This is a genomic window from Pedobacter sp. AC190 (assembly GCF_979258025.1).
The window spans coordinates 2,165,600-2,190,093 of record NZ_OZ409824.1; the positions used below are offsets into that span (position 1 = coordinate 2,165,600).

General features: G+C 35.8%; 24 protein-coding genes and 1 tRNA gene. 11 read left to right on the forward strand and 14 right to left on the reverse strand.

Going from position 1 to position 24,494, the window contains the following annotated elements:
- Window positions 1-392 precede the first annotated feature (392 nt).
- Together darG and darT are read right to left on the reverse strand one after the other, a co-directional pair.
- Window positions 393-1,454, reverse strand: a complete 1,062-nt coding sequence (gene darG, locus ACZZZI_RS09570; protein ID WP_463489287.1) for a type II toxin-antitoxin system antitoxin DNA ADP-ribosyl glycohydrolase DarG — start codon at window positions 1,452-1,454, stop codon at window positions 393-395.
- Between the two features lie 5 nt (window positions 1,455-1,459).
- Entirely contained in the window at window positions 1,460-2,101 is a 642-nt protein-coding gene (darT, locus tag ACZZZI_RS09575; RefSeq protein WP_463489288.1) for a type II toxin-antitoxin system toxin DNA ADP-ribosyl transferase DarT, read from the reverse strand.
- A gap of 355 nt (window positions 2,102-2,456) precedes the next feature.
- Here darT and tcmP point away from each other — a divergent pair, with 355 nt between their 5' ends.
- Together tcmP and ACZZZI_RS09585 are read left to right on the forward strand one after the other, a co-directional pair.
- Entirely contained in the window at window positions 2,457-3,575 is a 1,119-nt protein-coding gene (tcmP, locus tag ACZZZI_RS09580) for a three-Cys-motif partner protein TcmP (protein WP_463489289.1), read from the forward strand.
- A 49-nt stretch (window positions 3,576-3,624) separates the two neighbouring features.
- Entirely contained in the window at window positions 3,625-4,383 is a 759-nt protein-coding gene (locus tag ACZZZI_RS09585) for a DUF5131 family protein (RefSeq protein WP_463489290.1), read from the forward strand.
- A gap of 169 nt (window positions 4,384-4,552) precedes the next feature.
- On the opposite strand, the gene ACZZZI_RS09590 is transcribed toward ACZZZI_RS09585, so the two are convergent.
- Window positions 4,553-4,975, reverse strand: coding sequence for a helix-turn-helix domain-containing protein (locus tag ACZZZI_RS09590; RefSeq protein ID WP_463489291.1), 423 nt, complete (start codon window positions 4,973-4,975; stop codon window positions 4,553-4,555).
- Between the two features lie 121 nt (window positions 4,976-5,096).
- Between ACZZZI_RS09590 and ACZZZI_RS09595 the strand changes: the two genes are divergently transcribed.
- Both ACZZZI_RS09595 and ACZZZI_RS09600 read left to right on the forward strand, forming a co-directional pair.
- Window positions 5,097-5,978 carry a HEPN domain-containing protein gene (locus tag ACZZZI_RS09595; RefSeq protein WP_463489292.1) on the forward strand — a complete coding sequence of 294 codons (882 nt, stop codon included), beginning with the start codon at window positions 5,097-5,099 and terminating at the stop codon, window positions 5,976-5,978.
- A 61-nt stretch (window positions 5,979-6,039) separates the two neighbouring features.
- Window positions 6,040-7,263, forward strand: coding sequence for a hypothetical protein (locus ACZZZI_RS09600; RefSeq protein WP_463489293.1), 1,224 nt, complete (start codon window positions 6,040-6,042; stop codon window positions 7,261-7,263).
- Between the two features lie 128 nt (window positions 7,264-7,391).
- Here the strand turns inward: ACZZZI_RS09600 and ACZZZI_RS09605 are convergent, their stop codons facing one another.
- The 5 genes from ACZZZI_RS09605 to ACZZZI_RS09625 form a co-directional block, all read right to left on the reverse strand.
- Window positions 7,392-8,000: a hypothetical protein gene (locus tag ACZZZI_RS09605; RefSeq protein ID WP_463489294.1), complete on the reverse strand. Its 609-nt coding sequence runs from the start codon at window positions 7,998-8,000 to the stop codon at window positions 7,392-7,394.
- 21 nt (window positions 8,001-8,021) lie between these two features.
- On the reverse strand, window positions 8,022-8,966 hold the full coding sequence (locus ACZZZI_RS09610; protein ID WP_463489295.1) for a relaxase/mobilization nuclease domain-containing protein: 945 nt from the start codon (window positions 8,964-8,966) through the stop codon (window positions 8,022-8,024).
- Window positions 8,963-9,322: a plasmid mobilization protein gene (locus tag ACZZZI_RS09615; protein WP_463489296.1), complete on the reverse strand. Its 360-nt coding sequence runs from the start codon at window positions 9,320-9,322 to the stop codon at window positions 8,963-8,965. Before ACZZZI_RS09615 ends, ACZZZI_RS09610 begins: the two co-directional genes overlap by 4 nt.
- 440 nt (window positions 9,323-9,762) lie before the next feature.
- A complete protein-coding gene (locus ACZZZI_RS09620) occupies window positions 9,763-10,041 on the reverse strand; it encodes a helix-turn-helix domain-containing protein (RefSeq protein WP_463489297.1) in 279 nt (92 codons plus the stop codon).
- A 103-nt stretch (window positions 10,042-10,144) separates the two neighbouring features.
- Complete coding sequence (locus ACZZZI_RS09625; protein WP_463489298.1) at window positions 10,145-10,891, reverse strand: hypothetical protein; 747 nt, start codon at window positions 10,889-10,891, stop codon at window positions 10,145-10,147.
- 235 nt (window positions 10,892-11,126) lie between these two features.
- On the opposite strand from ACZZZI_RS09625, the gene ACZZZI_RS09630 reads away from it, so the two are divergent.
- The 4 genes from ACZZZI_RS09630 (at window position 11,127) to ACZZZI_RS09645 (ending at window position 14,870) form a co-directional block, all read left to right on the forward strand.
- Window positions 11,127-12,341 (forward strand): O-antigen ligase family protein, encoded by a 1,215-nt coding sequence (locus ACZZZI_RS09630; RefSeq protein WP_463489299.1) that lies wholly within the window; start codon window positions 11,127-11,129, stop codon window positions 12,339-12,341.
- 119 nt (window positions 12,342-12,460) lie between these two features.
- Entirely contained in the window at window positions 12,461-13,816 is a 1,356-nt protein-coding gene (locus tag ACZZZI_RS09635; RefSeq protein WP_463489300.1) for a hypothetical protein, read from the forward strand.
- Window positions 13,817-13,828: 12 nt separating this feature from the next.
- Window positions 13,829-14,353, forward strand: coding sequence for a hypothetical protein (locus ACZZZI_RS09640; RefSeq protein ID WP_463489301.1), 525 nt, complete (start codon window positions 13,829-13,831; stop codon window positions 14,351-14,353).
- A gap of 13 nt (window positions 14,354-14,366) precedes the next feature.
- On the forward strand, window positions 14,367-14,870 hold the full coding sequence (locus tag ACZZZI_RS09645) for a hypothetical protein (RefSeq protein WP_463489302.1): 504 nt from the start codon (window positions 14,367-14,369) through the stop codon (window positions 14,868-14,870).
- A 421-nt stretch (window positions 14,871-15,291) separates the two neighbouring features.
- Here ACZZZI_RS09645 and ACZZZI_RS09650 read toward each other — a convergent pair whose 3' ends face one another.
- From ACZZZI_RS09650 to ACZZZI_RS09675, 6 genes are all read right to left on the reverse strand, one after another.
- Window positions 15,292-16,515, reverse strand: a complete 1,224-nt coding sequence (locus tag ACZZZI_RS09650) for a site-specific integrase (protein ID WP_463489303.1) — start codon at window positions 16,513-16,515, stop codon at window positions 15,292-15,294.
- Between the two features lie 70 nt (window positions 16,516-16,585).
- Window positions 16,586-17,569, reverse strand: coding sequence for an ISAon1 family transposase (locus ACZZZI_RS09655; RefSeq protein WP_463488483.1), 984 nt, complete (start codon window positions 17,567-17,569; stop codon window positions 16,586-16,588).
- Window positions 17,544-17,906 (reverse strand): ISAon1 family transposase N-terminal region protein, encoded by a 363-nt coding sequence (locus ACZZZI_RS09660; RefSeq protein ID WP_463488484.1) that lies wholly within the window; start codon window positions 17,904-17,906, stop codon window positions 17,544-17,546. Before ACZZZI_RS09660 ends, ACZZZI_RS09655 begins: the two co-directional genes overlap by 26 nt.
- A gap of 274 nt (window positions 17,907-18,180) precedes the next feature.
- Window positions 18,181-18,257, reverse strand: a tRNA-Asp gene (locus ACZZZI_RS09665).
- 103 nt (window positions 18,258-18,360) lie between these two features.
- A complete protein-coding gene (gene prfA, locus ACZZZI_RS09670; RefSeq protein ID WP_316754624.1) occupies window positions 18,361-19,434 on the reverse strand; it encodes a peptide chain release factor 1 in 1,074 nt (357 codons plus the stop codon).
- Between the two features lie 284 nt (window positions 19,435-19,718).
- Window positions 19,719-20,465, reverse strand: coding sequence for a UDP-2,3-diacylglucosamine diphosphatase (locus ACZZZI_RS09675; RefSeq protein ID WP_463489304.1), 747 nt, complete (start codon window positions 20,463-20,465; stop codon window positions 19,719-19,721).
- Between the two features lie 216 nt (window positions 20,466-20,681).
- Between ACZZZI_RS09675 and ACZZZI_RS09680 the strand changes: the two genes are divergently transcribed.
- From ACZZZI_RS09680 to ACZZZI_RS09690, 3 genes are all read left to right on the forward strand, one after another.
- Entirely contained in the window at window positions 20,682-22,721 is a 2,040-nt protein-coding gene (locus ACZZZI_RS09680) for a prolyl oligopeptidase family serine peptidase (RefSeq protein ID WP_463489305.1), read from the forward strand.
- A gap of 276 nt (window positions 22,722-22,997) precedes the next feature.
- Entirely contained in the window at window positions 22,998-24,008 is a 1,011-nt protein-coding gene (locus tag ACZZZI_RS09685) for an NAD(P)/FAD-dependent oxidoreductase (RefSeq protein ID WP_344768474.1), read from the forward strand.
- Window positions 24,009-24,052: 44 nt separating this feature from the next.
- Entirely contained in the window at window positions 24,053-24,379 is a 327-nt protein-coding gene (locus ACZZZI_RS09690) for a 2Fe-2S iron-sulfur cluster-binding protein (protein ID WP_344768472.1), read from the forward strand.
- Window positions 24,380-24,494: the final 115 nt, after the last annotated feature.

Genomic DNA, 24,494 nt, shown 5'->3' on the forward strand with positions numbered 1-24,494 from the left:
ATTCTAAGCTAGATTTCCCCTTTTAAAACCGTAACCTACTGAATGTCATTCTAATTATTTTCATCAGAAAAGGCATTGAAACAAAAAAGCCTCAACTTTTTTCAAGTTAAGGCTTTTGTTGCGGAATGGACGGGACTCGAACTAAACCACGTAAATATCTATTTAACAATAAGTTAAAAATCACAAAATATAATGCGCTCTAAATGCACACCAATAAATCTATTTAAGAACAACAATTCTATATTCAAATGTATTAATAATTTATTAATACATCAATACAAGTGGAATAACAAAAGAAATATCAATTGAAAATATATTTTGCTGAATCACTTTTGGATCGATCTTAATTAAATGTTGAATATAACTTATTGCAACCACAAACAAGTTGACTTCTAGCTAAGATCAGCAAATAAATTTTCAGCACCTGAGTAAGTCTTTAGGTGTCCGTATGCAATTTCGATATATCTATCCTTAAAAAGCTGTTTCTTTCTATAGTTCCAACTAAAAATACCTTCTTTTATTTCAGTAAGGGTTTGATGAGGATTCTTTTCCAGTAAAAACGCAACCGATGACAAAACTTCTAAAGACAGTTCTGTCTCAAACCCATTAATGAAGGATATTAATGATTTCAATCGTTGCACCTGTTTGTCCGTCAACTTTAACTTCACATATTCCTTAACCTCTTCAAGCTTTTCATAATTGAGCTTCAAGGGCTCGAAAGCTTTGGCTTCATTCTGTTCGAGGCCTTTAATAAAACTCCCATTCATTGCAAGCAGAACATGTCCCACGCCTAGTGCATAGGGGCCATAATGGTGGGCCTGAAATTTAAGCTTGAGATCCTCACCCATCCGTTGGAGGAAATACGCAAGCTTATTTGCCGCAAACAAGCTAGTATATTCACCCATCGCTTCATAATAAAACAAGCAGTATAATAACATTGCTCTGGCGGGGGTTAATTTCGTTTTAGCCCCTGTCTCTTCCTTCTGAAGTATAGTTTTGACTGCATCGTTAGGTTGATAAACAAAGATCTCGCTATCAACGTCAGCAAGATGTTTTTCTATTAATAGTTTTACATCACCCCATTTTAACCCTCCATTGCCACAACCAAGTGGAGGTAATGCAACGCTCTTAATCTTATGTTCTTTAAGATATTTGGCCAGAGCTATTAAACCCTTCTCGATATACTCGATTTTTGAAGGTTGCTTCCAATGTTCCTTAGTTGGAAAATTGATTATCAGCTTCTTTCCATCGAGATTTTGATCTTCAACAGCAAGCACCTCACCTATATGGAAAGTCCCCATTTTGCAAGCGTCAGCATATACCTTATAATTGTTACGGAACGAATTTTTAAATTGCAAAGCAATCCCTTTGCCCATAACGCCGACAGTATTAACGGTATTCACCAAAGCATCAACTTTGGCATCCAACATGTTACCACTAACAATTTTTACCATCCTAATTAGAAATAAAAAAAATAACCTTCCTTAATTGCTCGAACTGGAATTTTGTAGCCATTATCTAAAACGAGTTTTTCAACTTCTTGTTTTTTAGCCTGATTAAAAACAATAATTTTCTTTATACAATCCACAGGTATAAATTCGTGAACCAAAAATTCTGCCATATACCTCCGTGGTCTGTCACTATCTCCATTCATAGTGAAATCTTCACCCAGTACTACATCCCAATCAACTTCACCAAGATGCTTTAAATCATTATAGTGTTCCGTGAATGCTTTGTTGGCTTGACCATCGGAAAAGAAATACTTCTTACAAGTACCTGTTAAATCATTAATTTCGCAACAAAGATAGACTATATTTTGAGGATTATGTTTAGGTACACCATGTCCAGTCAATATGTTATATAACATAATGGATTGCTTGCCAAAATAAAAAGGAACATATTCTCCAATATTACCGTAACCATCTAGTTTAACTTTAAAATTATCTCTGACGCTAATTATGTCCTTATTGCCAATGTTAATGTAATTGGGATCATGACTAGCATGTCCTCTGACGTAGATTCCGTTTTTAAGGATAAAATCAATGTTGTCACAATGTATGATCCTATATAACCATAAAGGGTTAGGTATCGTTCCAGGCATTTTTTAGATTAATTTTTTAAAGTATGGATGTGCAACAAAATTTTTCATCCTAATGTATTCAACTCTATTACTATAAGGCTGAAATAGAACAATAGAGGTAAAAACAAAGTTAATGCTTAATAATGATTATTTCAAAAACTTAAACTTATGCTGAGAAAAGGGAATTAGTGAGCCGAAAATACCATGAAAAAAGTTTGCTATGGTAAGTTCTTAATTAAAAGAACTAAGAAGGATAAAGCCCTCTCCAAATTATTGGAAGTAGATTCAGATTTTTTTGAGGAAAGAGTTATTCCTTTAGTTTGGTTAATTTACAAAAAACTATTAGATTGCTGCTTAACACTCTCAACTGTAAATCATGGCTTCTAAAAACCTACATGACAAGCCCTTTAGCGAAGAAACAATTATGAAACTCGAGATATTCGAGGATTACGCTCAAGCATGGCTACCTACTTTCATAATGCAAAAAACTCCAGTGATTCAAATTTTTGATTTCTTTGCTGGAACCGGCTACGATAAGCTAGGTATAGCGGGGAGTCCAATAAGGCTTTTAAATAGGATTCTAGAGCAAAGAGGGCACATTTTTAATAATAATGTTAAAATTAATATTTTTCTTAACGAATTTGAGCCTAATAAAAAGGAACAAGAAAAGTTCGCGCTACTCAAAAAATCATGCGATGAATTTATGGATTGTAATCCCAGCTTAAAACACAGAGTTCACATCGAATATTCAAATGAAGATTTTGAAACTTTATTTCCTAAATTATTACTCAATATAAAATCAACACCATCTTTAGTTTATTTGGATCAAAATGGAATCAAATTTACATCTGAAAAATATTTCCTCGAGCTTGAAAAAACCTTCCAAACAGATTTCCTATATTTTATTTCTTCTTCATACTTCTGGCGGTTCGGCGAACAGGAAGAATTCAAAATGAATCTAGACATCGACATGGTCGAAGCAAAGAAAAATCCTTATAAATTTATACATATCAGTGTAATTGAGCAACTAAGACAAAAACTTCCAAAAGCTACGAAGTTGAAACTATACCCCTTTTCCCTTAAGAAAGGCAAAAATATCCACGGGATAATTTTTGGCGCCTCCCATATTCGCGCAGTAGATAAGTTCTTAGGTGTTGCATGGAGTCGAAATGCTGATAACGGACAGGCTAATTTTGATATTTATGATAATGCTACGGTCAATCAAATGAACATTTTCACTGGAGACCGTGGTCGAAGTCGAGTCGAGTCGTTCCAAGATGAAATTAAAACCAAGATTTTATCTGGCGAAATTCTAAATAACAAAGAGCTTTTCAATTTCTGCATGAACAAGGGTTTTCTAGGTGCACACGCTAACGAATGCCTAAAAAAAATGAAGAAGGAGGGGCTTATAAAATACGCATCTACATCTCCAATGGTGAATTATGATAAAACATACAAAAAACCCCACTTGTTAACATATCAATTAAAAAATTAATATTAATAAATAAACTCGCAAATTCAGTAATTTTGAAAAAACTATAACCATGTCACAATCTAGCATAGAATGGACCGAATTAACTTGGAATCCCGTTACGGGTTGTAGCAAAATAAGTCCAGGCTGCAAATTTTGCTATGCTGAGGTTATGGCAAAACGACTTAAATTAATGGGTGCTGAAAAATATAAAGATGGTTTTGAAATACGACTTCAACCAGCCTCACTCAATACGCCATTCACATGGAAGAAACCAAAAATTGTGTTTGTAAACTCAATGAGTGATTTGTTCCACCCAGAAGTTCCGATTGAGTATATTCAGGCTGTATTTTCAGTAATGAACCAAACTCCTAAGCACACTTATCAAATACTAACTAAAAGATCGGAACGCTTGCTTCAGTTATCGAACTTACTTAATTGGACAGATAATATTTGGATGGGGGTTTCTGTAGAAAGTGAAAAATATACTTTTAGAATCGATGAATTACGACTCACTACTGCAAAGACTAAATTCCTTTCGATTGAACCAATGATAGCCCCGATTCGGTTTCTTGACCTAAAAAATATTGACTGGGTAATAGTAGGGGGTGAATCAGGGCCAAAAGCAAGACCAATAAAAAAAGTTTGGATAGAGCATATAAAAGATAGATGTCAAGAATCTAACACAGCATTTTTCTTTAAACAGTGGGGAAAGTCAAAATTTAATACTAATCAAAAAGATCCGACAATTCAATCTGACCATCCAATGCATGCAAAAGGTGGTTGTGAGCTAAATGGCGAAACCTTCAGGGCAATGCCAAATACACTGTAAACCCTGAAAGCTTTTTAGAACAATTCAGCTTATGATAAACTATTTGGATTTTAATAAAAGTATATTCTACATGTAGCCAAGGGAAGAAATTAACATTTTTACATATCCATTTTGAAACTCTTTCTCATAAACCATAAAATATTGACAAGTTGTTCTACTAGCTATATGGTTAAAATGTCTTATTAAAGTTACCTTTTAAAATTTCAACTTTCTCTTTCTCACTTGCTAATAACTTTTCGTATAATTTCTTGTTTTCCTCATATAGCTCAATAACTTTTTCAAGCGGATTGAAGGTGACTTGGTAACCAACATTTGCACCAGTATTATTTGAATTTTCGTAATTATTCTGAATATTATAAATCATTTTTTCTTCATCGAAATTTCTTATCGAATCAGCAGGAAGCCCCAATACTAAAGCGATTTTCTCTAGCGTAGAATCTTCTATGACTTCACTTTGTTCAAGTTTACTTACAGATTGCTGACTAATACCCAATTCCAAGGCTAATGTGTCTTGCTTCATACCTCTTAATTCCCTTAAGCGGCTAATTTTCCGTCCTAAATGCATGCGAGTGTTTTTTTCTGAGGTTTCCATATTCCAAATATATCTAAAATTTTTCTTTGGTAAAAAACAACCAAGCTATTGTATAAAACAATCTGCGTTGGTTCGGTACAGCGATGGTAATTTGGAAATTAGAAAATAAATTGAAAATGCCATGATAGTAGAAAACTTAAATTATTCACCATCCACCTGGGCTAGACTAAATTCATTTGTTGAAATACTTGTAAAGAAATTTGAGCCGATGAAAATTTACTCATTTTCCAAAATCTTAAAATCCAACAATCGTTCAGGTTGCTTTACCTCCTGTCTAATTAAAGACGAGCCACATTACTTTCTGCTAATGATAATGGAAAGCTCAACAAGGAATGAACATGAAGCCCAAGACTTTTGTCGTTCACACTTTAATGATGGCAAGATTACTATACTTTCCCATGGAAATGAAACGATTGAGGAGTGTATCCAAAAAAACAACAGGTTTTTCATTACGATCTTAAACGAAGGGAGGCTTCTCTATAATAATACCGGAATCCTGATGCAAGAGATCAAAATAAAGTTTGACCACAGCCAAAACTTTGAAAAGGCCAAAAAGCATTTTGAACATAGGATAAAATTGGCACAGGGGTTTTTAGATGCAGCAGCAGATAGTTATGCTAATCAACATTATGCCATTGCCGTTTTTTTGACCCACCAGGTCATCGAACAATGTACCATTGCATTGATCAGAGTTAATCTCGCTTACAGATCAGATATTCATCACTTAGGCCGTCAACTCGATCTCTGCTGTTGCTTTTCAGAAGAACCTTCCAATCTTTTTAGAACTACAAAAGACGATCTTTTATTATTTGAAATTTTACTAAAGAGCTATTCCCAGGCAAGATATAAGGACACTTTTAAAGTTGATTCAGACGTCGCAGATAAGCTTGTATCAAAGGCATATGCATTCTTTGAACTTACTAAAGAGATTTGCACCAGTAAAATAGCTGAGTTTAAATTGCAAAACGAGATGCAAATAGAAATGGGGGTAGGTTTTGAATAATTTAACTCCCGATATACCTTTTTACAGGTTTTTTAAACTCCCTTTCAAAAACGGAACCCGGTTGCTTGAACGGAAAACCCTAGATTCACTTTCGGAATTCAGGCCTCCAAAACGCGGCTATCTTTCAGTTAGCATTAAACATTTGCGTTTTGTCAACGAAATACTTACCGCCTCGATCAGTATCGAAAATGAAGATGTCGAAATAATATACCTGAAAGTAACGCAGGATCATTTACTTATCAGTTGCAGCATGGATACAGATGAATTTTATCTAAGCAGATATGCCTACTTTTTTCTAAATAAATATTTATGGTTTTATCATGAAAAAAGCTTTGAGGACTATTACTATCCGGATTTCTTTGATGCGGATAATGGAACTTCTAAATACCTGAAAATCGCGAGCAATAGCAAGGGGCTAACCGTTAAACTGAAAGAGACATTTAGAAATCTTTTTAAACCAAGCGTCTCGCTTCCCATTATTCCGCTAAAAAATGAGGCAAGAAGAAATATTTTTCTTGAACCACAATTATCGGATTCATTAGAAAATGATACACCAGTTATCGCATATTGTATTTTAGACCCCTTAAACCTACACGAGAGATACAATGAAGAAAAAGAATTAACCCTACTTATTCCTTTTACGGCAACCCTAAATAATGACAAAAGAAATTTTAAATCATTATTGACATACTTAAACAGTAAAACGATATCAGACGATCTGGAGCTCAATTCAGAGCAGCTTAATTTGAACGACATTTGTGAAGAAATGTGGGAGAACTCTTTCTATTTTCAAATGAAAAACCATAAGGACGAAAATTATAGCAGAACTTTTTCCGAAAGGAAAAAATTACAGTTTGATCTTTGGAAAAGTGCACTTCCACAACTTGTGTATGAAAGGTTCATGTGCTATCAATGGATTTATGGCTTGAGATACATAAAAGGAAAGCCGACACAAAAAGATATTCGTTTCTGCCAGGTTGCGAGTGATATACCTCAACTGAAATTTCTTCTTATTGACAAAGGAGAATACTATTTCCTTGACCTAAAATTTATGGTTAATGGCAAGCTCTCCAATTTTGCGCCAATTTTTAACATGTTCTTTTTTGCTGCTGCAGAAAAGAAGCCGATGAAGTTTTACTTGTTAGGCTCGATCGCTGATGCTGAAGTCGTATCTTATTTCTCGAAAATAAGTTTTCGGTTGCCTGTACTAAAGAAACATTATGATACCCACTTGGAGCCCTTCGTTCAACAGATTGTGCAAACCTATGGCTTAAAAAAAAGATAGTCCTACACCAAATGCCTGTCCATTCTGGAATTTTAGAATGGGCAGGATTTTTTCGTAGATGTAAAACGCAAACCTGAGGTGGGTTGAGTGGCAGGGTTTGCAGGCCACAAATGCGTGGTGGGTAATTATCAATTAGCTTTTTTCTGCTTATCCTTTAAATTCTTTTTTGATTTCCGTGCCGTTTCATAATCTTTTTTTGCCTTGGCTTCCTTTAAGCTTGCCTCGATTAATACCTGCTGCTGATGGATTTGGAGATCAGCGTTTTTCATCAGGTTATCTTTGTCTTTCAGGTAATGCCCGTCAATTTCAATGGATAGCTCAGGGTAGGCACCGCGTATGACCTTAAATTTATCTGATTCGGTTTTGAGCTCGCTGTTCCTTAAGATTAAAGAGATGGAACTTCCTAAGGAAATTGCAACAACAAGAAAAATAATTATTGCACCAACAAAATAGAACTTTGATTTTATCTCATAGTGATGTTGGTGCTTTACCTTAAACGCTTCAGGTAACTGCTCTATTTTTTTCTTTAACTCATTCATCGAAACTGCAAATCTATTAAGCTCATCAATAGAAGGCATGATTCCTCCATCAGGCGTAGTAATTGCAATGGCCTCATCCGCCTGCGAATTCTGATGCTCAATAATAGCCGATAACTTTTCATCCTGGAATTTCAGCTGACCGATAAGCAGATCCATGATCTCTTCTATATTTTCTAACTTTTCATTTATGTTTTCCATAAGATTGCATTTAATTTGTAATTACCTGCCTCTTCCCTGACTTTGCTCTTCATCATAACTGGTTCCTTTCTTTTTCTTTTTTCTAGGCTCTGGATCAGCCTGAATTGGCGAGAACGTCGGCGTAAACAGAATTTCCAATACTTCAGTCAGTTTAGAGGATTCACTAAACGTCTCCTTGCTAGCAGTGCTTTCATCATGTTCCTGATCCGGAAATCTTATTTTACCAGCATCTTGTTGAACAGAGTTATCCTGAAAAAAGGCATTGAGTCTACCATAACTTAGCGACCTGTCGATTTCCGAACCTTTAAAAGTATATTCTCCGCTCTTGAATGAAACGCCCTGTATTTCGTTACTACCATTCTTATATTTGAAAACCATTCCAATACCGGTATTGGATAGTTTATTTCCAAAGCTGTCCCAGTTTTCACTACTTTTTTGTGCTGTTTTGATTTGGTCAAAAAGCTGGTAACGGATCTTATCGCTCCCTTTGAGGGCCTTTCTGTTAACTTTGTCTCGATCCTTTGCTATAAACAACCCATGCTTTACGGTTATTTCTTTGCAGGCTGCAACGTTTTTGTTAAACTGGAACTGGTCAGAGATTGTCTTACCATCATTATCCACCCGATTATAAATTATGTGTAAATGGGGGTGATGGTTATCGTTATGGCGGACAACAAGCAACTGTGTATTTCTTATGCCCATGAGCTTCAAATATTCCATTGCCATTGACAACATATTTTCATTACTCAATTTATCTCTATCAACTTCACTCCAGCTAAGAGAAATATGGGCTACAGCTTTTGAAAGTTCCGGATTCATTTTTCTTTGCAAATCAAAATCCTTTATCATAAGGGATGGATTATCCATTCTAATACCATCCCCATAAAGAATCTCTGCATCCTTTTTATTTGCCACATAACGAACACACCCACCAAAGCTTTTGCCGATCACAACCTTTCCTATCATCCTTTTAAATACCTAGCAACCAATTCATGTATCTCAACTATCAACTCCCTGCACTTTTTCTGGAACACCAATAGCCCCTGCTCATGAGAAAGCTTGGTAAGTTGGTTCAGGTTGTTCGCCATTCCTGCCAGCATCCTGAATACCTTCAAATCTTCGGGACTTATTCTCGGTGAAACCTTTCCTGCTTTAGCCGCCTGGCGAAACCAGTCACTGATTTTAATTCCAGCCTTATTAGCCTTTCCCTCAATGATAAAATGGTCCGTTTTGCTCAATCGAACCATAATAATTTTTTCTCGTTTTATCTTCTTTACTGGCCTGCCACCTTTGGACTTTCCGGCACTAAATAGTTCTTCCATCAGGGTTCTAATTTTTCTTCACCTACTTTTTGCGACCATCGGGAGTAAAAAGGCAAGTTCTTTTTCGCCAGAGCGAAAAAGGTTTTTGTATAGCAAAAACATAAACTTGCTCCCTCAAAGTTTTTTAGAAAAACCCGTCGCAGACCATAGGTTCATAAAAGGTTATTTATTTAAAAAAATCAGACTTCCTGCGGGGTTGAAAGATGGCATATAAGTAATGTAACCTGACCTGGATAAATCCGTGATACACTTATGGTAGGTGCTGGTTGATCTGATCTTTGAAATCCTCATTAGCTTTTTCCTGGTGACAACAACCGGATTCATTCGACCGCCACTGGCCCAGCATTGAACGATCGATGTAAAGAGACTAATGTGTATGGGCGAAATCACCTGGTCTTCCGCTGCCTTGCACAGGAATACTGATAATGGTGTAGCCATTCTCATCTCAGAATATTTGGCTTTTTTGGAAACTGCAAAACCTTATTAATCTCCTCCATGCTGTAATACATGGTTCCGCCAATTTTGGTAAAACTTAGCGTTCCATTATTTCTAAGGGTTTGAAGGGTTCCGGTGGATATGCCCAATAATTTTCTGACTTCATTGCTGCGAAGCCATTTTTTATCGGTCGGTTTTTCTGGAGCCAGAAAAGTTTTAAGTTCTTTAAATAGATCTGATTTGAAATCCATCAAATCAGATTTGGTCATAATTTCTATAGACATAAAATTCAATTAGTTTGGCTACATTGCCTATACAAAATTGAATCATAAAATACCATTTTATATGACCACTCATAGGGTTTGGTCAAATCAAAACTGTTTTGTTTTAGAGCTCGGATTTGATTGGTACAATTTTAAAGAGTTTGATGGATTCTGAAACATCGGAGCCCTTTATAAGCTTGCTGGTTTTGTTTGCAGGAAAGTAATTTCGAAGGGTCTCAATCGAAATTTCGTTCTCTCCATGCTGAAAATATCTGGCAATCATCTTATACCAGGGGCTTTGGGATTGTGAGCGAGCTAACTTTTTCCCATCAGGCATTTCGAGATTCTGAATCTGCTTAACCAAATCTATTAACTGTGGTAAATTCCCGTCCAGAAGTCTTATTTTTTGATCCGACTCGTAACGGTTTAATGATTTAATTTGACTCTTTAATCGTAGAATTTCTTGCTTAAATCTTAATATCTCGATATCCTTCTCAGAAACAATTATTTCTAAGCTCTTTTTAATATGCCACTTGTCGAACCGCACAAGAACATCCCTAAATTTCCTTAAGGCTTCAAGGCTTTTAATTGTATCTAATGCCGTTATACTTTTTTTATGGTAATGGACAATCTGGTCTTCAATTTTATCTAAAACATGGATAAAGAATTCGTTTTCCGCATTTGCATTATTAGTTAGAAACCACTCGAGATGGTATTCATAATACTCACCATATTCTGCTGGTTCAAGGCTGAAGAATTTTTTAAAGAAAAAATTATCTCCTTTTTTCCTGTCAAATTTAATTGGATTACCAATCTCAAACTTATGGGGGCTTTTATCAAATGGGTTTCGGAATTTAAAGTATTCTGTCATGATGCAGTTCTGAACATGTTATAATTTAAACTTTCTAATTAAATATGCAAAAAGTTTTTGTATATAATTTAAGATTTATACTCTCACTGAAAAAACATTCAGTTCATAATTTAAGCACTTTGATATTTAAGGAAAATGTTTCACTAACTTGTTGATGCTATATTAATACGTTTGTAAATTTAACTAGTGCAGAAGAATATAAAGTTCATATCTTCACTTATATTATCGACTCTCCATGAATAAAATATATCTATTATTTTTAGTACTATCACTATGCTTTATTTCATCAGTGCTACTTGATAGTAGGGCATTTTTTATCGGCACTTTAACTTCCTTAATATTTACGTTGTATTCAGTTTTTCATCGCTCCTTTCGGAAATTGAATTTTTACATATCAATCTTTCTATTCCTGGTTACCACTACTTTGTTAATGTCACGCTATAAAGTTGATTCAAGCTTAGGTAGAATCTTCATATATAAAATATCAAGCCGTATTTATGAGCAAAATTGGCTTAGCGGAATTGGTTATGGGCAATTTAAAAACATATATTTACTATATCAGGCGGATTATTTCAAAGTTGAAAAATTCACTTTGAAGGAACTGTTATTAGCAGACAACACCTACTATGCTTTTAATGATTATTGGCAATTTGTTATTGAAACAGGAATAATTGGATGGCTAACAATCATATTGGTCTTTTTGACGTTAGGGCTATCAATTCATAGGTACATGAATGCAGGGAAAATTCATTTTTTTTGCTCATTGTCAATAATTTTTATTTTAATGATTTCTGTCGCAGCATTGTTTACACACGTTTTCGAAAAGGTGTTTTTTCAGTTATTATTTTTAGTTTCATTTTCAACACTATTATATAATTATCCCAGTAGCAAAGCTATGCGTAGTTTAGCTTTTTTTTCTATGATAATGACCTGCGTTATATTTTCGACGTTTTGTTTTTCAATTTTCCGAAAGGTTGGCGCGCAAGATAATTTTAACGACGTTAAAGACTTACATCTATTTGGTCTTAGTAACACTTCATATCGCGAGTTAGGCCAACTTAAAGCTAAGCTTAAGGACGATCCAGCATTTTTGAGCACCTATGCTCAAGTTTGCGAATATCAAGGGAGGTACAATGAAGCTATTTTTACATATGGAAAGCTCTTAGATTTAAGAAAAAGCAACACTACTTATATGAGAATTGGTAAATGTTATGAGAAACTTTCTGATAATAAGGCGGAGAAATTCTATTTGACAGCTATTTTCATGGTTCCAAATAGATTAGGAACAAGAAAAGCTTTGCTTGATTATTATATAAAGCAAGGAGACGATTTGAAAGCATTAAAGACTGCTCAGGCACTTCTAACGATACCAGTTAAAGTACATTCTGAAAAATCTAAATTTATTAGAGCTTATGCGATTAAAAAAATTAGGTCCATAAGTCAAAATTAAAAGACGCTTTCATAGTCTGGGATTACAAAAATCAACTGATAAATTTTATTTTTATGTAGTATTATCCTACACTGTATAAAAATAATTCGTATACTTGATTAACTAAATTTTAACTCTCCATGAAACTTACCTCACCAAATCTTAGGCGTCACTATGCCTTATTTTTTTTGTTCCTGTGCCTAATATCATGCAGAAAAAACACTTTAACAACTGAAGAAGAACAAATTCTTGCTGAGCAAGGATTTTCAATATCCTACGTCCAGGATTACTATTATAAACACTTGAGAGCAAAAATTGATGAAGGGGAAAAAGAAGCTAAACTTGCCGGAAATCTTATTTTTAGTGGAAAATCTACAATAAAGTGGAAAATGGCCAAGAGATTTACTAAAGGTAATCTCGAGATGGTTGAGGCTCCAATCAGATTCTCTAAAGCTAGGCTTACTGCATACTCGTTCGCTGGAAATCCCGGTACCCAGCAGTCTGGTTTAGCAATGCTCGAAGCGTCCTTTTCAAAAATAGTGATTTATCGTAATGAGCAAGGGAAAGTTATGTCTCGAATAATAACATTTATACCCGATAGATCCTTCATTTCAAAATATGGAAATAACACGGGTGGGAATACGATAAAACATTTGCAAAAAAACTTTACTGGTTATCTAGAATTCAGATCTCTGAACCAGAAGAGCCTCTTTATCTATAGAAGAGATTCGGATAATAAATTAAAAAAAGTTAATCTTAAACAGAGTTCTGTAGCAATTATTAGTGCCAAAAAGCGATCAATGCTTGCTGCTACTAGTAACTCTGTGGTCAAGACTATGAGTTCAAATTGTCCTCCTGTATGCGACCCGGTCTATGAAATGGAGTGCGTTGAGGGTGCCCCAAATCCCGAAACTAGTAATGGCTATGATATAGAATGCACACAAATTATGGTTGATAATCACTGTTATGAAGACCCTTCCTGTAGTGACGATGGAGGAGGGAGCGGCGGCGAATACGACCCTTGCAACGGCCCATATGCTTCAGAAATCCCAGAGTGTGGGTTCAGTTATGATCCTTGCGCAGACTATGGCAATTGTCCTGATCCAAATGATGCCCTAAACCAACTATTAGTAAGCTGCTTAGATATACAAACGCAACGTTGGGTTGATGATCTAAATAATTTGAATGATCGATTAGATCACGATGAGGCTCAATGCTATGCAGACAATTTAGGGATGCCATTTGCGGACTTACTGTCAATCTTTCCTTCCATTTATGAAGCAATTTTAGATGCACGTGCCACCCAAGGGGGGTCACTTGCTAGTATTGATTGGGAAGGGGTAGCCGGTTTTGTTACCGACGTTGCTGAAGCTAAGCAAAATATTTTATATTGTATCGTTGATAAAAGAATTGCCTTCGAGAATGATTATTACTCGTCTTATGCTCAGCTCCAGCAAGCATATAATTCTTGTTACAACTCATATTCAGGGCACTAAATTTAAACAGACATGAAAAACATATCAAATAACTTTATAATCTGCGCATTAGCAATTTGCACAGTTTCATTTTCTTTTATATACTTGAAAAGTAAATCCAATGTAGACTATAGCAAACTTTCTAGGGTTGAGCAAGGTTACATGAGAAATGCTTTGGTTACTAAACTTAAGAAAGACTCAAGCTTTTTGGTATATTCCGAGATTTCCAAAATGCAAACAGAGGCGCTTTTAGCAGTGGACTTCTCAATCAAAAGAACTCATAGCAAAGATACAAGAGTTTCTCAGAGAACAATCAAGGGCTTGACATCCTATTACAGAGAAGCTGGCCTAGAAAAACCAGATCAGTTTGCAAAACTAGACATTCTGAAAAGAGCACTATTAATTTCATTAACTAAAAAGTATCCTGAACTAAAAAAAATGAGTGTTAATGAAAAAATAAGTGTTTTCAAATCTGCAAAGAAGCCCCTTCTACCAGAAGAAAAAGCCCGACAAAAGGCAATTTTTCAGAAAACATTAATGAAAAGTAGTATTAGATAAATAGTAACCTCTTATGAAAAAAATCAAAATATTGTTTGGTCATTGGCAAGCGCTTCTACTTTTACCAGCAGCCTTTTTTCTGTGGTACGCCATTGATGGGTTTTACGGTTACAGTGTTGAGGAAAGTGATCTTAAATCATTTATTGGGGAAGTTACTTACATTGCTCCTTTAAATACGAAGAATAATCGCGTAGATATTAATACAGCTATACTCAAGCTTTCCTCTTATCAGGATCGTGCCTTTATTTTAAAAGACAGGAGGCTAATTAATGATATCTTTCAAAAAATTAAGATTGGAGATAACATTAATGTTTTCACAATTCCAAGACTATACGATAAACCCAATAGTAGCCCTATAGTTAAGGTACTTAAAGGCAATGAATTAATATTGGATCTATATCTTACATCAAAAAAAGTATCGTTAAATATAGCGCTCATGTTTACTTTTTTCTTTTTATTGGTCTTTATCCCTTATATTTTAAAGGTTAAGAAATTACTTTTTAGGAAAGCAGGGTAAAACACAATTTACAGCTAGTTATCTAATAAATCTTGTTATATCAAATAAACCTAAGGTCACCTATTTAGCAATGCGACCTTAGGTTTACTCTCCTTTTCTTTGTCTGTTGTTTATTTTAGTTTATATCTTTAAAGAGATCTTTTGACAACTGCTGTTCCCCCACGACAGAATTAAATGACCTTTTTTGAGAACCCCCCATTTCCTACTTATATATAATTTATTCAAGGTGCTGAACTCTGGATACTACTGATATTCTATGAGTTTGTATTTATTTTTGCAACGAGTGTTCCGCCATGAGAATTCTAGATCTCTTCCTTTAGAAGGCAATTCTAACAAATCTTTATGAAACTTTCAATGCAAATCAAGATTCAGTTTGGTTACAATTGTTACAGCTACAACGCTTGAGACTTAAAATTTAATATTACTCTATATTCGAGAACAAAACACGACTTAGTTTCATCATATCTGAGGCAACTTTTTTGTCCAATACCTTGGCGTAATGTTGGGTAGACTTAAGACTGGAATGACCAAGCATTTTTGAAACTGTTTCAATTGGAACCCCATTTGACAAGGTGATTGTAGTCGCAAATGTATGGCGCGCACAATGATGGGAGAGTTCTTTCGTAATCCCACAGAGGACTGATATTTCTTTTAAATAGGCATTTACTTTCTGATTACTAATCATTGGTAGCAGTTTACCTGTAACCAATACTTTCGGATGTTTACTGTATTTATAAATGATTTTTTCCGCTTGAGGCAAAAGCGGAATATTTGCCATTACACCAGTTTTCGTTCTGTCCGTCACAATCCATGTTGTTCCATCAACACCTTTTATAATTACATCTTTTGTGAGCTTTGCAGCATCAACATATGCAAGCCCTGTATAGCAGCTAAAAAGAAACATATCCCGGACTTCTGCCAATCGCTGGATTTTGAATTCCTTGTTTGTTAAACTTTTCACCTCCGCCTCACTGAGAAAGGTTCTCGATGTTTTATTTATCGAAACTTTAAATGCCATAAAGGGATCGGAAGTAAGCCATTTATTGGCGACACAGAAATGGATTATTTTTTTTACCTTTTTCACATAGCCCATCGCTGTATTGTGCCCAACTCCCTTTTGCGTTTTTAAATACATTTCAAGCGATGTAAGGAACGCAAAATCCATTAAACGAATATTGATATCACTAGTCTTATAATGAAATTGCACAAACAACTTTAATGATTTAAGACAGGTGGAATATTTAGTAAGCGTTGCCATAGAATAATCCTTGCCGACAAGCTTTCGCATATTTTCATTGTGCTCCTCAAAAACTTCAAGAAACATTTTGGCCGATCTATCTTTGCCAGTCAGATTTCTTTTTATTAATTCCGGTTCCAGAGGACTATCACTAGCGAGAAAAGACCTCTGAATCTCATAAACCTTGGTTTGAAATGCTAAAAGATATGCGTTGAATTCTTTCACAGAATCCTTTGTCCCAACCATACAACCTTTCTTTGCATTCCATTTTTCCGGATCACATTTTCTCTGAATTGCCAATTCCGCCCTCTTTCCATCAACTGTAATTCTTAAATAAACCGGAAGATCACCTCCAACATGTCCCCCTCTTCTCTTAAGGAAGAATAACAAACTAAATTTTGCACTCATTTTAAAATAATTTAAAAGTTATAAAATTAAGATTGTTGTTCGGATCAAGCAAAAAAGTTGGGGAGCAATTCTATGCATAAATTTTAGATAATCTGAATAGAAAGAATTTTACGTTTCTAACCCCTCGAAACTGTGCTCTAAAAGCCTTTATCTTTGCATTAAAGGATTCTGCGGAGGCATTGGTTGATCTGTTATCGAAGTAGTTTAGTATCGTTTCGTAGTTGTTCTGGATTGTTCTTGAAATTGTGTTAAACGATTTGAATCCAGCGGATTCTACTTGATTATACCAGATGGCCAGCTTTTTAAAAGCAATTATCCTGTCCTTGGATGTACTGAGTATAGTGGACAAACCCTGACTCAGTTTATAGGCCTGTTCAAGATCAGGATACAAGCCAAATAAAAGTTCTGCCCGATGTGATTGTGAAGGTGTCCAGTTGACCTCTCGCTTGAACAGTAAGTATCTACTTCTTGCGAGCAATTGTTTTACTGTATCACCATTTTCAAGTAATTCCGGCACCCATCGTTTTTTTACAGTCTTGGCCAGCTCCATTTCCTTATTTTCCTGTTCTATCGCCTCCCATCTATGTCTTATCCTTATTTCCTGGACGCCTTCGGTAGCCAGTTGCTGAACATGGAACCGGTCAGAGACCAGTTTGGACTGAGGAAAGCACCGTTTAACGATACGAGACATAGTTGGAGCAAGATCAAGAGTAACTTCTTTCACTTTTCTGCGCAAGCCTACCTTGATCTGAGATAGGACTTTGATCACCGATTCGCTTTCGGTTCCTTTAATAATTGCAACAAGGGCACCTTTTTTACCTTTTGCAGCCTTATTGGTCAAAACGGTATACAACTCTCCCTGCGACAGGCTGGTTTCATCTATGGAAAGATATTCACCCATATTTTCAGGAAATATAAGCCAGTCCTCAGCATGCTGCAGCTGATCCCAAACGGTAAATCCACTCAGATGGCTAGCATATTGTTCCTCAAGACGTTTGCCGTCAACACCAAAGAAATGACCTAGCGTTTTACAGCTTATTGGGCTTGAATCCAAATAGCTTTTCAAAAAAAAATGCAAACTCGGTAGTCATCTTGGTGCCATCGGCAACCAGGTTCCAATCCCTGAAAACAATCTTTTTTGTATTGAGATTTTGCCACTTGCGCCGCTTCACCTTCAAAAAACAAGGTTTTCCACGCAAAGGAAAATCACGAACGGTGATTTCATCGAAAAAGCCTTTAGAAATCAACTTCTCTCCTGAATACTCTTCGGGATGAATGTTTTTCTCTAAAAGATAAATATGGTAAGAGCCTTCAGAAAGTTCGAACTTATCAAGTTCGAAGTATTCAGTTAACCCTTCTGGTAGTATAAAAGATAATATTGAGCTGTCCAAAATAATAATGTTGAACAAAATTAAATAAACTTCTCAACTCCCCAACTTTTTTGCTTGATCCTGTTGTTCTTTACAGTCAAGATGCTCGGCATTCGAACAGCCTGATTAACGGATTGTTATACCGGTTTTGGTGCGCCAATTTTATAAACAGCAAAGTGCGCTCTATTTGTCCACCTATATTTTAAGAAAATCAGAATTTTTTGGGATGCTGTAAAAGCCAAAAAGCCTCTAGAAATACATTCTAGAGGCTTTTGATACATTTTGTAATGTCACTTGGCGGAATGGACGGGACTCGAACCCGCGACCTCCTGCGTGACAGGCAGGCATTCTAACCAGCTGAACTACCACTCCTTTTGTTCTTCTTTAAAGTTAGAACCTCTTTCCTCTTTCGAGGTTGCAAATATAGAGACAATATCTTAATTCGCAAACTTTTTTTTCAAATAATTACAACACCTTAATTTACAGCGCCTTCTTGCATCTTCTCAGCATTCTCTGCAAACTGAAGCCCATCAATAATTTCCTGAATCTCACCATCCATGATCGTTGGCAGGTTATACATTGTTAATCCGATGCGATGTTCGGTTACCCTTCCTTGCGGATAATTATAAGTTCTAATCTTAGCCGAACGATCTCCGGTAGATACCATCGTTTTACGTTTAGCTGCAATATCACCATTTTTCTTTTGCAATTCGATATCGTAAAGCTTACTACGCAACATCTCCATTGCAATAACCCGGTTACCCAATTGCGAACGCTCTTGCTGGCAAACTACAACTATCCCCGAAGGCTTGTGCGTAAGCTGAACCTTTGTTTCAACTTTGTTTACATTCTGTCCACCAGCACCACCTGAACGTGAAGTTTGTAATTCTATATCAGCTGGATTAATGTACAAATCAATCTCTTCTGCTTCTGGCAGTACCGCAACAGATGCTGCCGAAGTATGTACACGCCCTTGAGTTTCGGTATCTGGAACACGTTGCACACGATGCACGCCACTTTCGTATTTTAATTGACCATACACGTCATCTCCGCTAACTTTTAAAATTACCTCTTTATAACCACCAGCAGTTCCTTCAGTTACATCAACCGTTTCAACTTTCCATCCTTTGGTTTCAAAATAACGGGTGTACATGCGGTATAAATCGCCTGCAAATAGAGCTGCTTCATCGCCGCCAGTACCACCACGAATCTCAAATACAGCATTCTTAGCGTCTTCAGGATCTTTCGGAATCAACATCAAGCGAATGTTGCTTTCCATTTCCTCTTGTTGCTTTAACAACAAATCTAACTCCTCTTTTGCCATTTCACGCATTTCGGGGTCTTTCTCAGCCGCTAAAATTTCTTTATTGGCTTCAATATTACTCATCACATTTTTGTAGATTTTGTATTCATCTACAATTTTGCCTAAATCTTTATATTCTTTATTTAAAGCTGCAAACCTCTTCATATCCTGAATTACATCAGGATTACTTAATTGCTCCTCAACATCTTCCCAACGCAGCTTTATGGCCTCTAATTTATCTAACATAGTATAATCAAATTGAAATTCTTTACCATCTGAAAAATAACAAATAGATAAAGAAATGCAAAAATAAGTAAAAAAGCCGAATGCATAGGCAGATTAAAGAATTGGCTTATTAAAAGATCTTGAAAATGAAATGATTGTTGCTTTAACAATTAGTAAATTCTGATAATGACATGAAAAAATCAATACTTTATTCTCGAGATTCAAAAACCTAAGAAATCTAGTTCTAAGCCTATATTTTTTACATACCTCGGATGGTAAAAAATGATATAGTAATCGCGAAAAACTTATTCTGCATTAAAATATTCGAGTTTTAAATCAACCCCATCAAAAACAGCATAAGAACTGTAATTAAGCCACTCGCCTGTATTTACATAGCGACTACCATTACCTAAATCTAAATCGAGGGGTAAATGCCTGTGTCCATAAATAAAGTAATCGAAGTGTTCTTTTTGCAAAATTTCTCTTGAGTAAATAGCTAACCATTCATATTGATCACCAAAGAATACCTCCTCTGCGCCTTTTCTTTTTTTACTGTTTCCACTCCAGCCGTTAGCAATACTAATACCCAAATTTGGGTGCAATCGGGCAAAGAGCCATTGGCAAAGTTTACTTCTGAAAATTTTACGTAAAAACTTATATTTTCGATCGCCAGGTCCTAAACCATCACCATGATGAAGGTAAAATTTCTTCCCCGAACGTTCCATGATCATTTCATCGCTGATAATTTTCATCCCGATTTCTTCGGTAAAATAGTTGCGAACCCACATATCGTGGTTGCCTTTAAAGAAATAGATTTTTATTCCTGAATCGGCCATTTGTGCCAACTTCCCTTGCAATCGAATAAATCCCTTTGGGATTACCTTTTCGTATTCGAACCAGAAATCGAAAATATCGCCCATTAAAAATAGTTCGGCACAATTAGGCTCAATGAAATTTAACCAATTTACAATCCGCTCTTCGCGAACACGACTATCAGCATAGTTGGGTGCGCCTAAATGAAAATCGGAAGCGAAATAAATATTTTTACTCATGTACAGTTTCAAAGGTAAAGGAAAAAGAGGAAAGCAGAAAAAGATTAAACCTGAAAGGCTAAAGTAATAAAGCCTAAACCAGTCTAGCCAAAGAGAAAAACATATATTAGTAAATAAATCATTGCGGAAATGAAAAAGCAAATCATATTAAGCTTCTTTGCTCTAAGTTTATTTGCCTTTGAGTAGGACAGAGAAAGCTCCAGAAAAACACTATTAATGACATATCCAGAAACTAAAAAAGATTATACCACCGATAATTACTTTGGAACAAGAATTGCAGATCCATATCGCTGGTTAGAAAATGATACTTCAACAGAAACAAAAAATTGGGTTGACGAAGAAAACAAAATCACCCAAAACTACCTTGAGCAAATTCCATATCGAGAGGATATAAAAAATCGCTTAACCGAAATATGGAACTATCCTAAAGAAAGCGCACCATTTAAAGCTGGAGAATATTATTTCTTTACCAAAAATGATGGCTTGCAAAATCAAAGCGTTTGGTTTATAAAGAAAGGTTTGGAAGGTAAGGAAGAACTTTTTTTAGATCCTAATAAACTATCTGCTGATGGAACGGCATCGGTTTCCTTATTAGGCTTTTCACATGATAAAAAATACATTGCCTATTCGATAGCGCAATCGGGTTCTGATTGGAGCAATATTTACGTTATGGAAGTTGCCAGCAAAACAAAATTAGCCGACGAGTTAAAGTGGACGAAGTTCTCTGGCGCAGCCTGGAAAGGTGACGGCTTTTACTATAGTCGATATGATGAACCAACTAAGGGTATGGAACTTTCGGGCGCCAATAAGTTTCAAAAGGTTTACTTCCATAAGTTAGGCGAAGCACAAACCGCTGATAAATTAATTTTTGAAGATAATACAAATCCAAATTTATATTTTGGAGCTGATGTTACGGAAGACGAGCACTTTTTAGTTTTATATGCAAGTGCTGGCACTTCGGGCAATGCTTTATACTACCAGGATTTAACTAGCTTAAACAATAAGATCGAATCATTGGTTAAAGGTTTCGAAAACAACCACAGTGTAATTACTAACGATGGCGATAAGCTTTTAATCAACACCGATTTAAATGCACCAAATAAACAGGTGGTTTTGGTCGACCCAAAAAATTCGGACCCTAAAAATTGGCAGAAAATTATCCCCGAATCAAAACTTGCTTTAGAAGGTGCCAGTTCGGGTGGTGGATTTTTATGGGCTTCATATCTTAAAGATGCCAGCACCAATATTGTTCAGTTTGATTTGAGCGGTAATAAAATTAAAGATGTAAAGCTGCCAGATATCGGCACAGTTGGAGGTTTTGGTGGCTACAAAGACGATATAGAATTTTTCTACTCCTTTACAAACTTTATTACGCCAGGCACTAGCTATCGTTACGATATTAAACAAGGTGAATCTACGCTTTACAAAAAATCAGCATTAAAGTTTAACACCGATAACTACGAAACCAAACAGGTTTTTTATCCTTCGAAAGACGGAACAAAGGTGCCAATGTTTATGGTTTATAAAAAGGGCATTAAGCTTAATGGCGATAATCCTGTATTTTTATATGCTTATGGTGGTTTCCAGATTTCTTTAACACCAACCTTTAGTTTATCGAGGATGTTGTTTTTAGAACATGGAGGAATTTATGCACAGCCGAGTTTAAGGGGTGGGAGTGAATATGGTGAAGCTTGGCATAAAGCTGGAATGCTTGAAAAGAAACAAAATGTTTTTGATGATTTTATTGGTGCGGCAGAGTATCTAATCAAAGAGAAGTACACCAATCCCGACAAAATTGCGATATCTGGTGGTTCGAACGGAGGGCTGTTAGTAGGCGCCTGCATGACCCAAAGACCAGAACTTTTCAAAGTGGCTCTACCAGCTGTTGGCGTTTTGGATATGCTACGTTATCATAAGTTTACAGTAGGCTGGGGCTGGGCAGTAGAATACGGCACAAGCGATCAAAAAGATGACTTTGACTACCTGATAAAGTACTCACCATTACATAATATTAAAATAGGTGTAAACTATCCAGCTACTCTAATCACAACAGCCGATCACGATGACCGTGTTGTACCTGCACATTCGTTTAAATTTGCAGCAACTTTGCAAGAAAAATACAAAGGCGAAAACCCAATGTTAATCAGAATTGATAAAAAAGCGGGCCATGGGGCTGGAAAACCTACAAAGAAATTAATCGAGGAAGCCACAGATATTTGGAGTTTCGTATTCCAGAATTTAGAAATGAAATGGTAATCCATTAAGCACTTGTAGTTAGGAAAGATGAAGCGATTTATGGAGAGTAAGAAATAAAATATTTAGTGCACTAAAACGATGAATTAGATTATCCCACTAAACCCATAGACCAATTATAATTTGTTTTGAACACCTAAATTCCTTTAACTTTTGTTTTTACCTAAATTTAGGCATACAAAATACTGAATATAACAGTCTTACAAAATTATCTGGAATATTTCTAAATAAGGATATTGATAAAAGTTTATTTCGTAACTTTGCGTAAATTTTTTTTGAATGATCTCTACTGATATAGCCGTAATAGGCGCTGGTCCGGTTGGTTTATTTGCCATTTTTGAAGCCGGTTTATTAAAAATGCGTTGCCATTTAATTGATTACCTTCCTCAGGTTGGTGGTCAGCTTTCTGAAATTTATCCTAAGAAACCGATATACGATATTCCTGGTTATCCTTCTGTATTAGCACAGGAACTTATCGATAATTTAATGGAACAGGCAAAACCTTTCCATCCTACGTTTACCTTAGGCGAACGTATCGAAGGTTTGGAGAAACGTGGCGAAGCTGATTTCGTTCTAACTACAAACATGGGTACCATTATCGAAGCTAAGGTTGTGGTTATAGCAGGTGGTTTAGGTTGTTTCGAACCTCGTAAACCAGCTGTAGAAAATCTTGAAAACTTTGAGAACGGTAAAGGTGTAAACTACATGATTCTTGATCCAGAGAAATATCGTGATCAGAAAATGGTTATTGCTGGTGGTGGCGACTCTGCTTTAGACTGGACAATTTACCTAGCTGAAGTTTGTTCTGAATTAACATTGGTTCACAGAAGTGAAAGCTTCCGTGGCGCACCAGATTCAGTTTCTAAAGTTATGGCATTGGCCGAAAGCGGAAAAATTAACCTCGTTTTAAATAGTAATCTTCATGCTGTTCACGGTGGGGATAAACTTGAAAAAGTTGAAATCGTTCAAAACCGCACCATGGAAAAATCTCTGGTTGAGGCAGACCATTTAATACCTTTATTTGGTTTGAGTCCGAAGTTAGGGCCTATTGAAGATTGGAATTTAAATATCAGCAAAAGTGCTATTGAGGTAAATACCGATGATTATTCAACAAATATCCCAGGTATTTATGCAATTGGCGATATCAACACTTACACAAACAAATTAAAATTGATTCTTTGTGGTTTCCACGAGGCAGCCTTAATGAGTCATAGTGCTTATTCTTATATGAATCCTGGGGTTAAATACACAATGAAATATACAACTGTAAACGGAGTTTCTGAATTTTAAGCAATTACCTATATTTGCTAATAATATAAGTAGAGCACAATAAAATGGAGAACAACATTACAATATATATGCAAGAACCGGATGGTTCAGTTACCTCTCACGAAGCACCAACAGATATGGGCTTAAGTTTGATGGAGTTTTTAAAAGCATCTGAATATGATATTCTGGCTACTTGTGGCGGAATGGCATTATGTGCTACTTGTTGTGTTGATGTATTAGAAGGCGAAGAAAAGCTTAACGAAATGACTGATGATGAATATGCAATGTTAGATACTTTGCCTGATTTATTGCCAAACTCCCGTTTAGCCTGCCAGTTGCAGTTACATAATAATATGGATGGTTTAAAAGTGAAACTTCATGGTGTAAGCTAAGCTAAAAAATATAAAATATTGAAAAGCGATACTTAAAACGGTATCGCTTTTTTTGTTTATATCTTCCGTTAGTCGAGATTTGCAATTCTCGAAGTGCCAAAAAAGCGGATTTGAA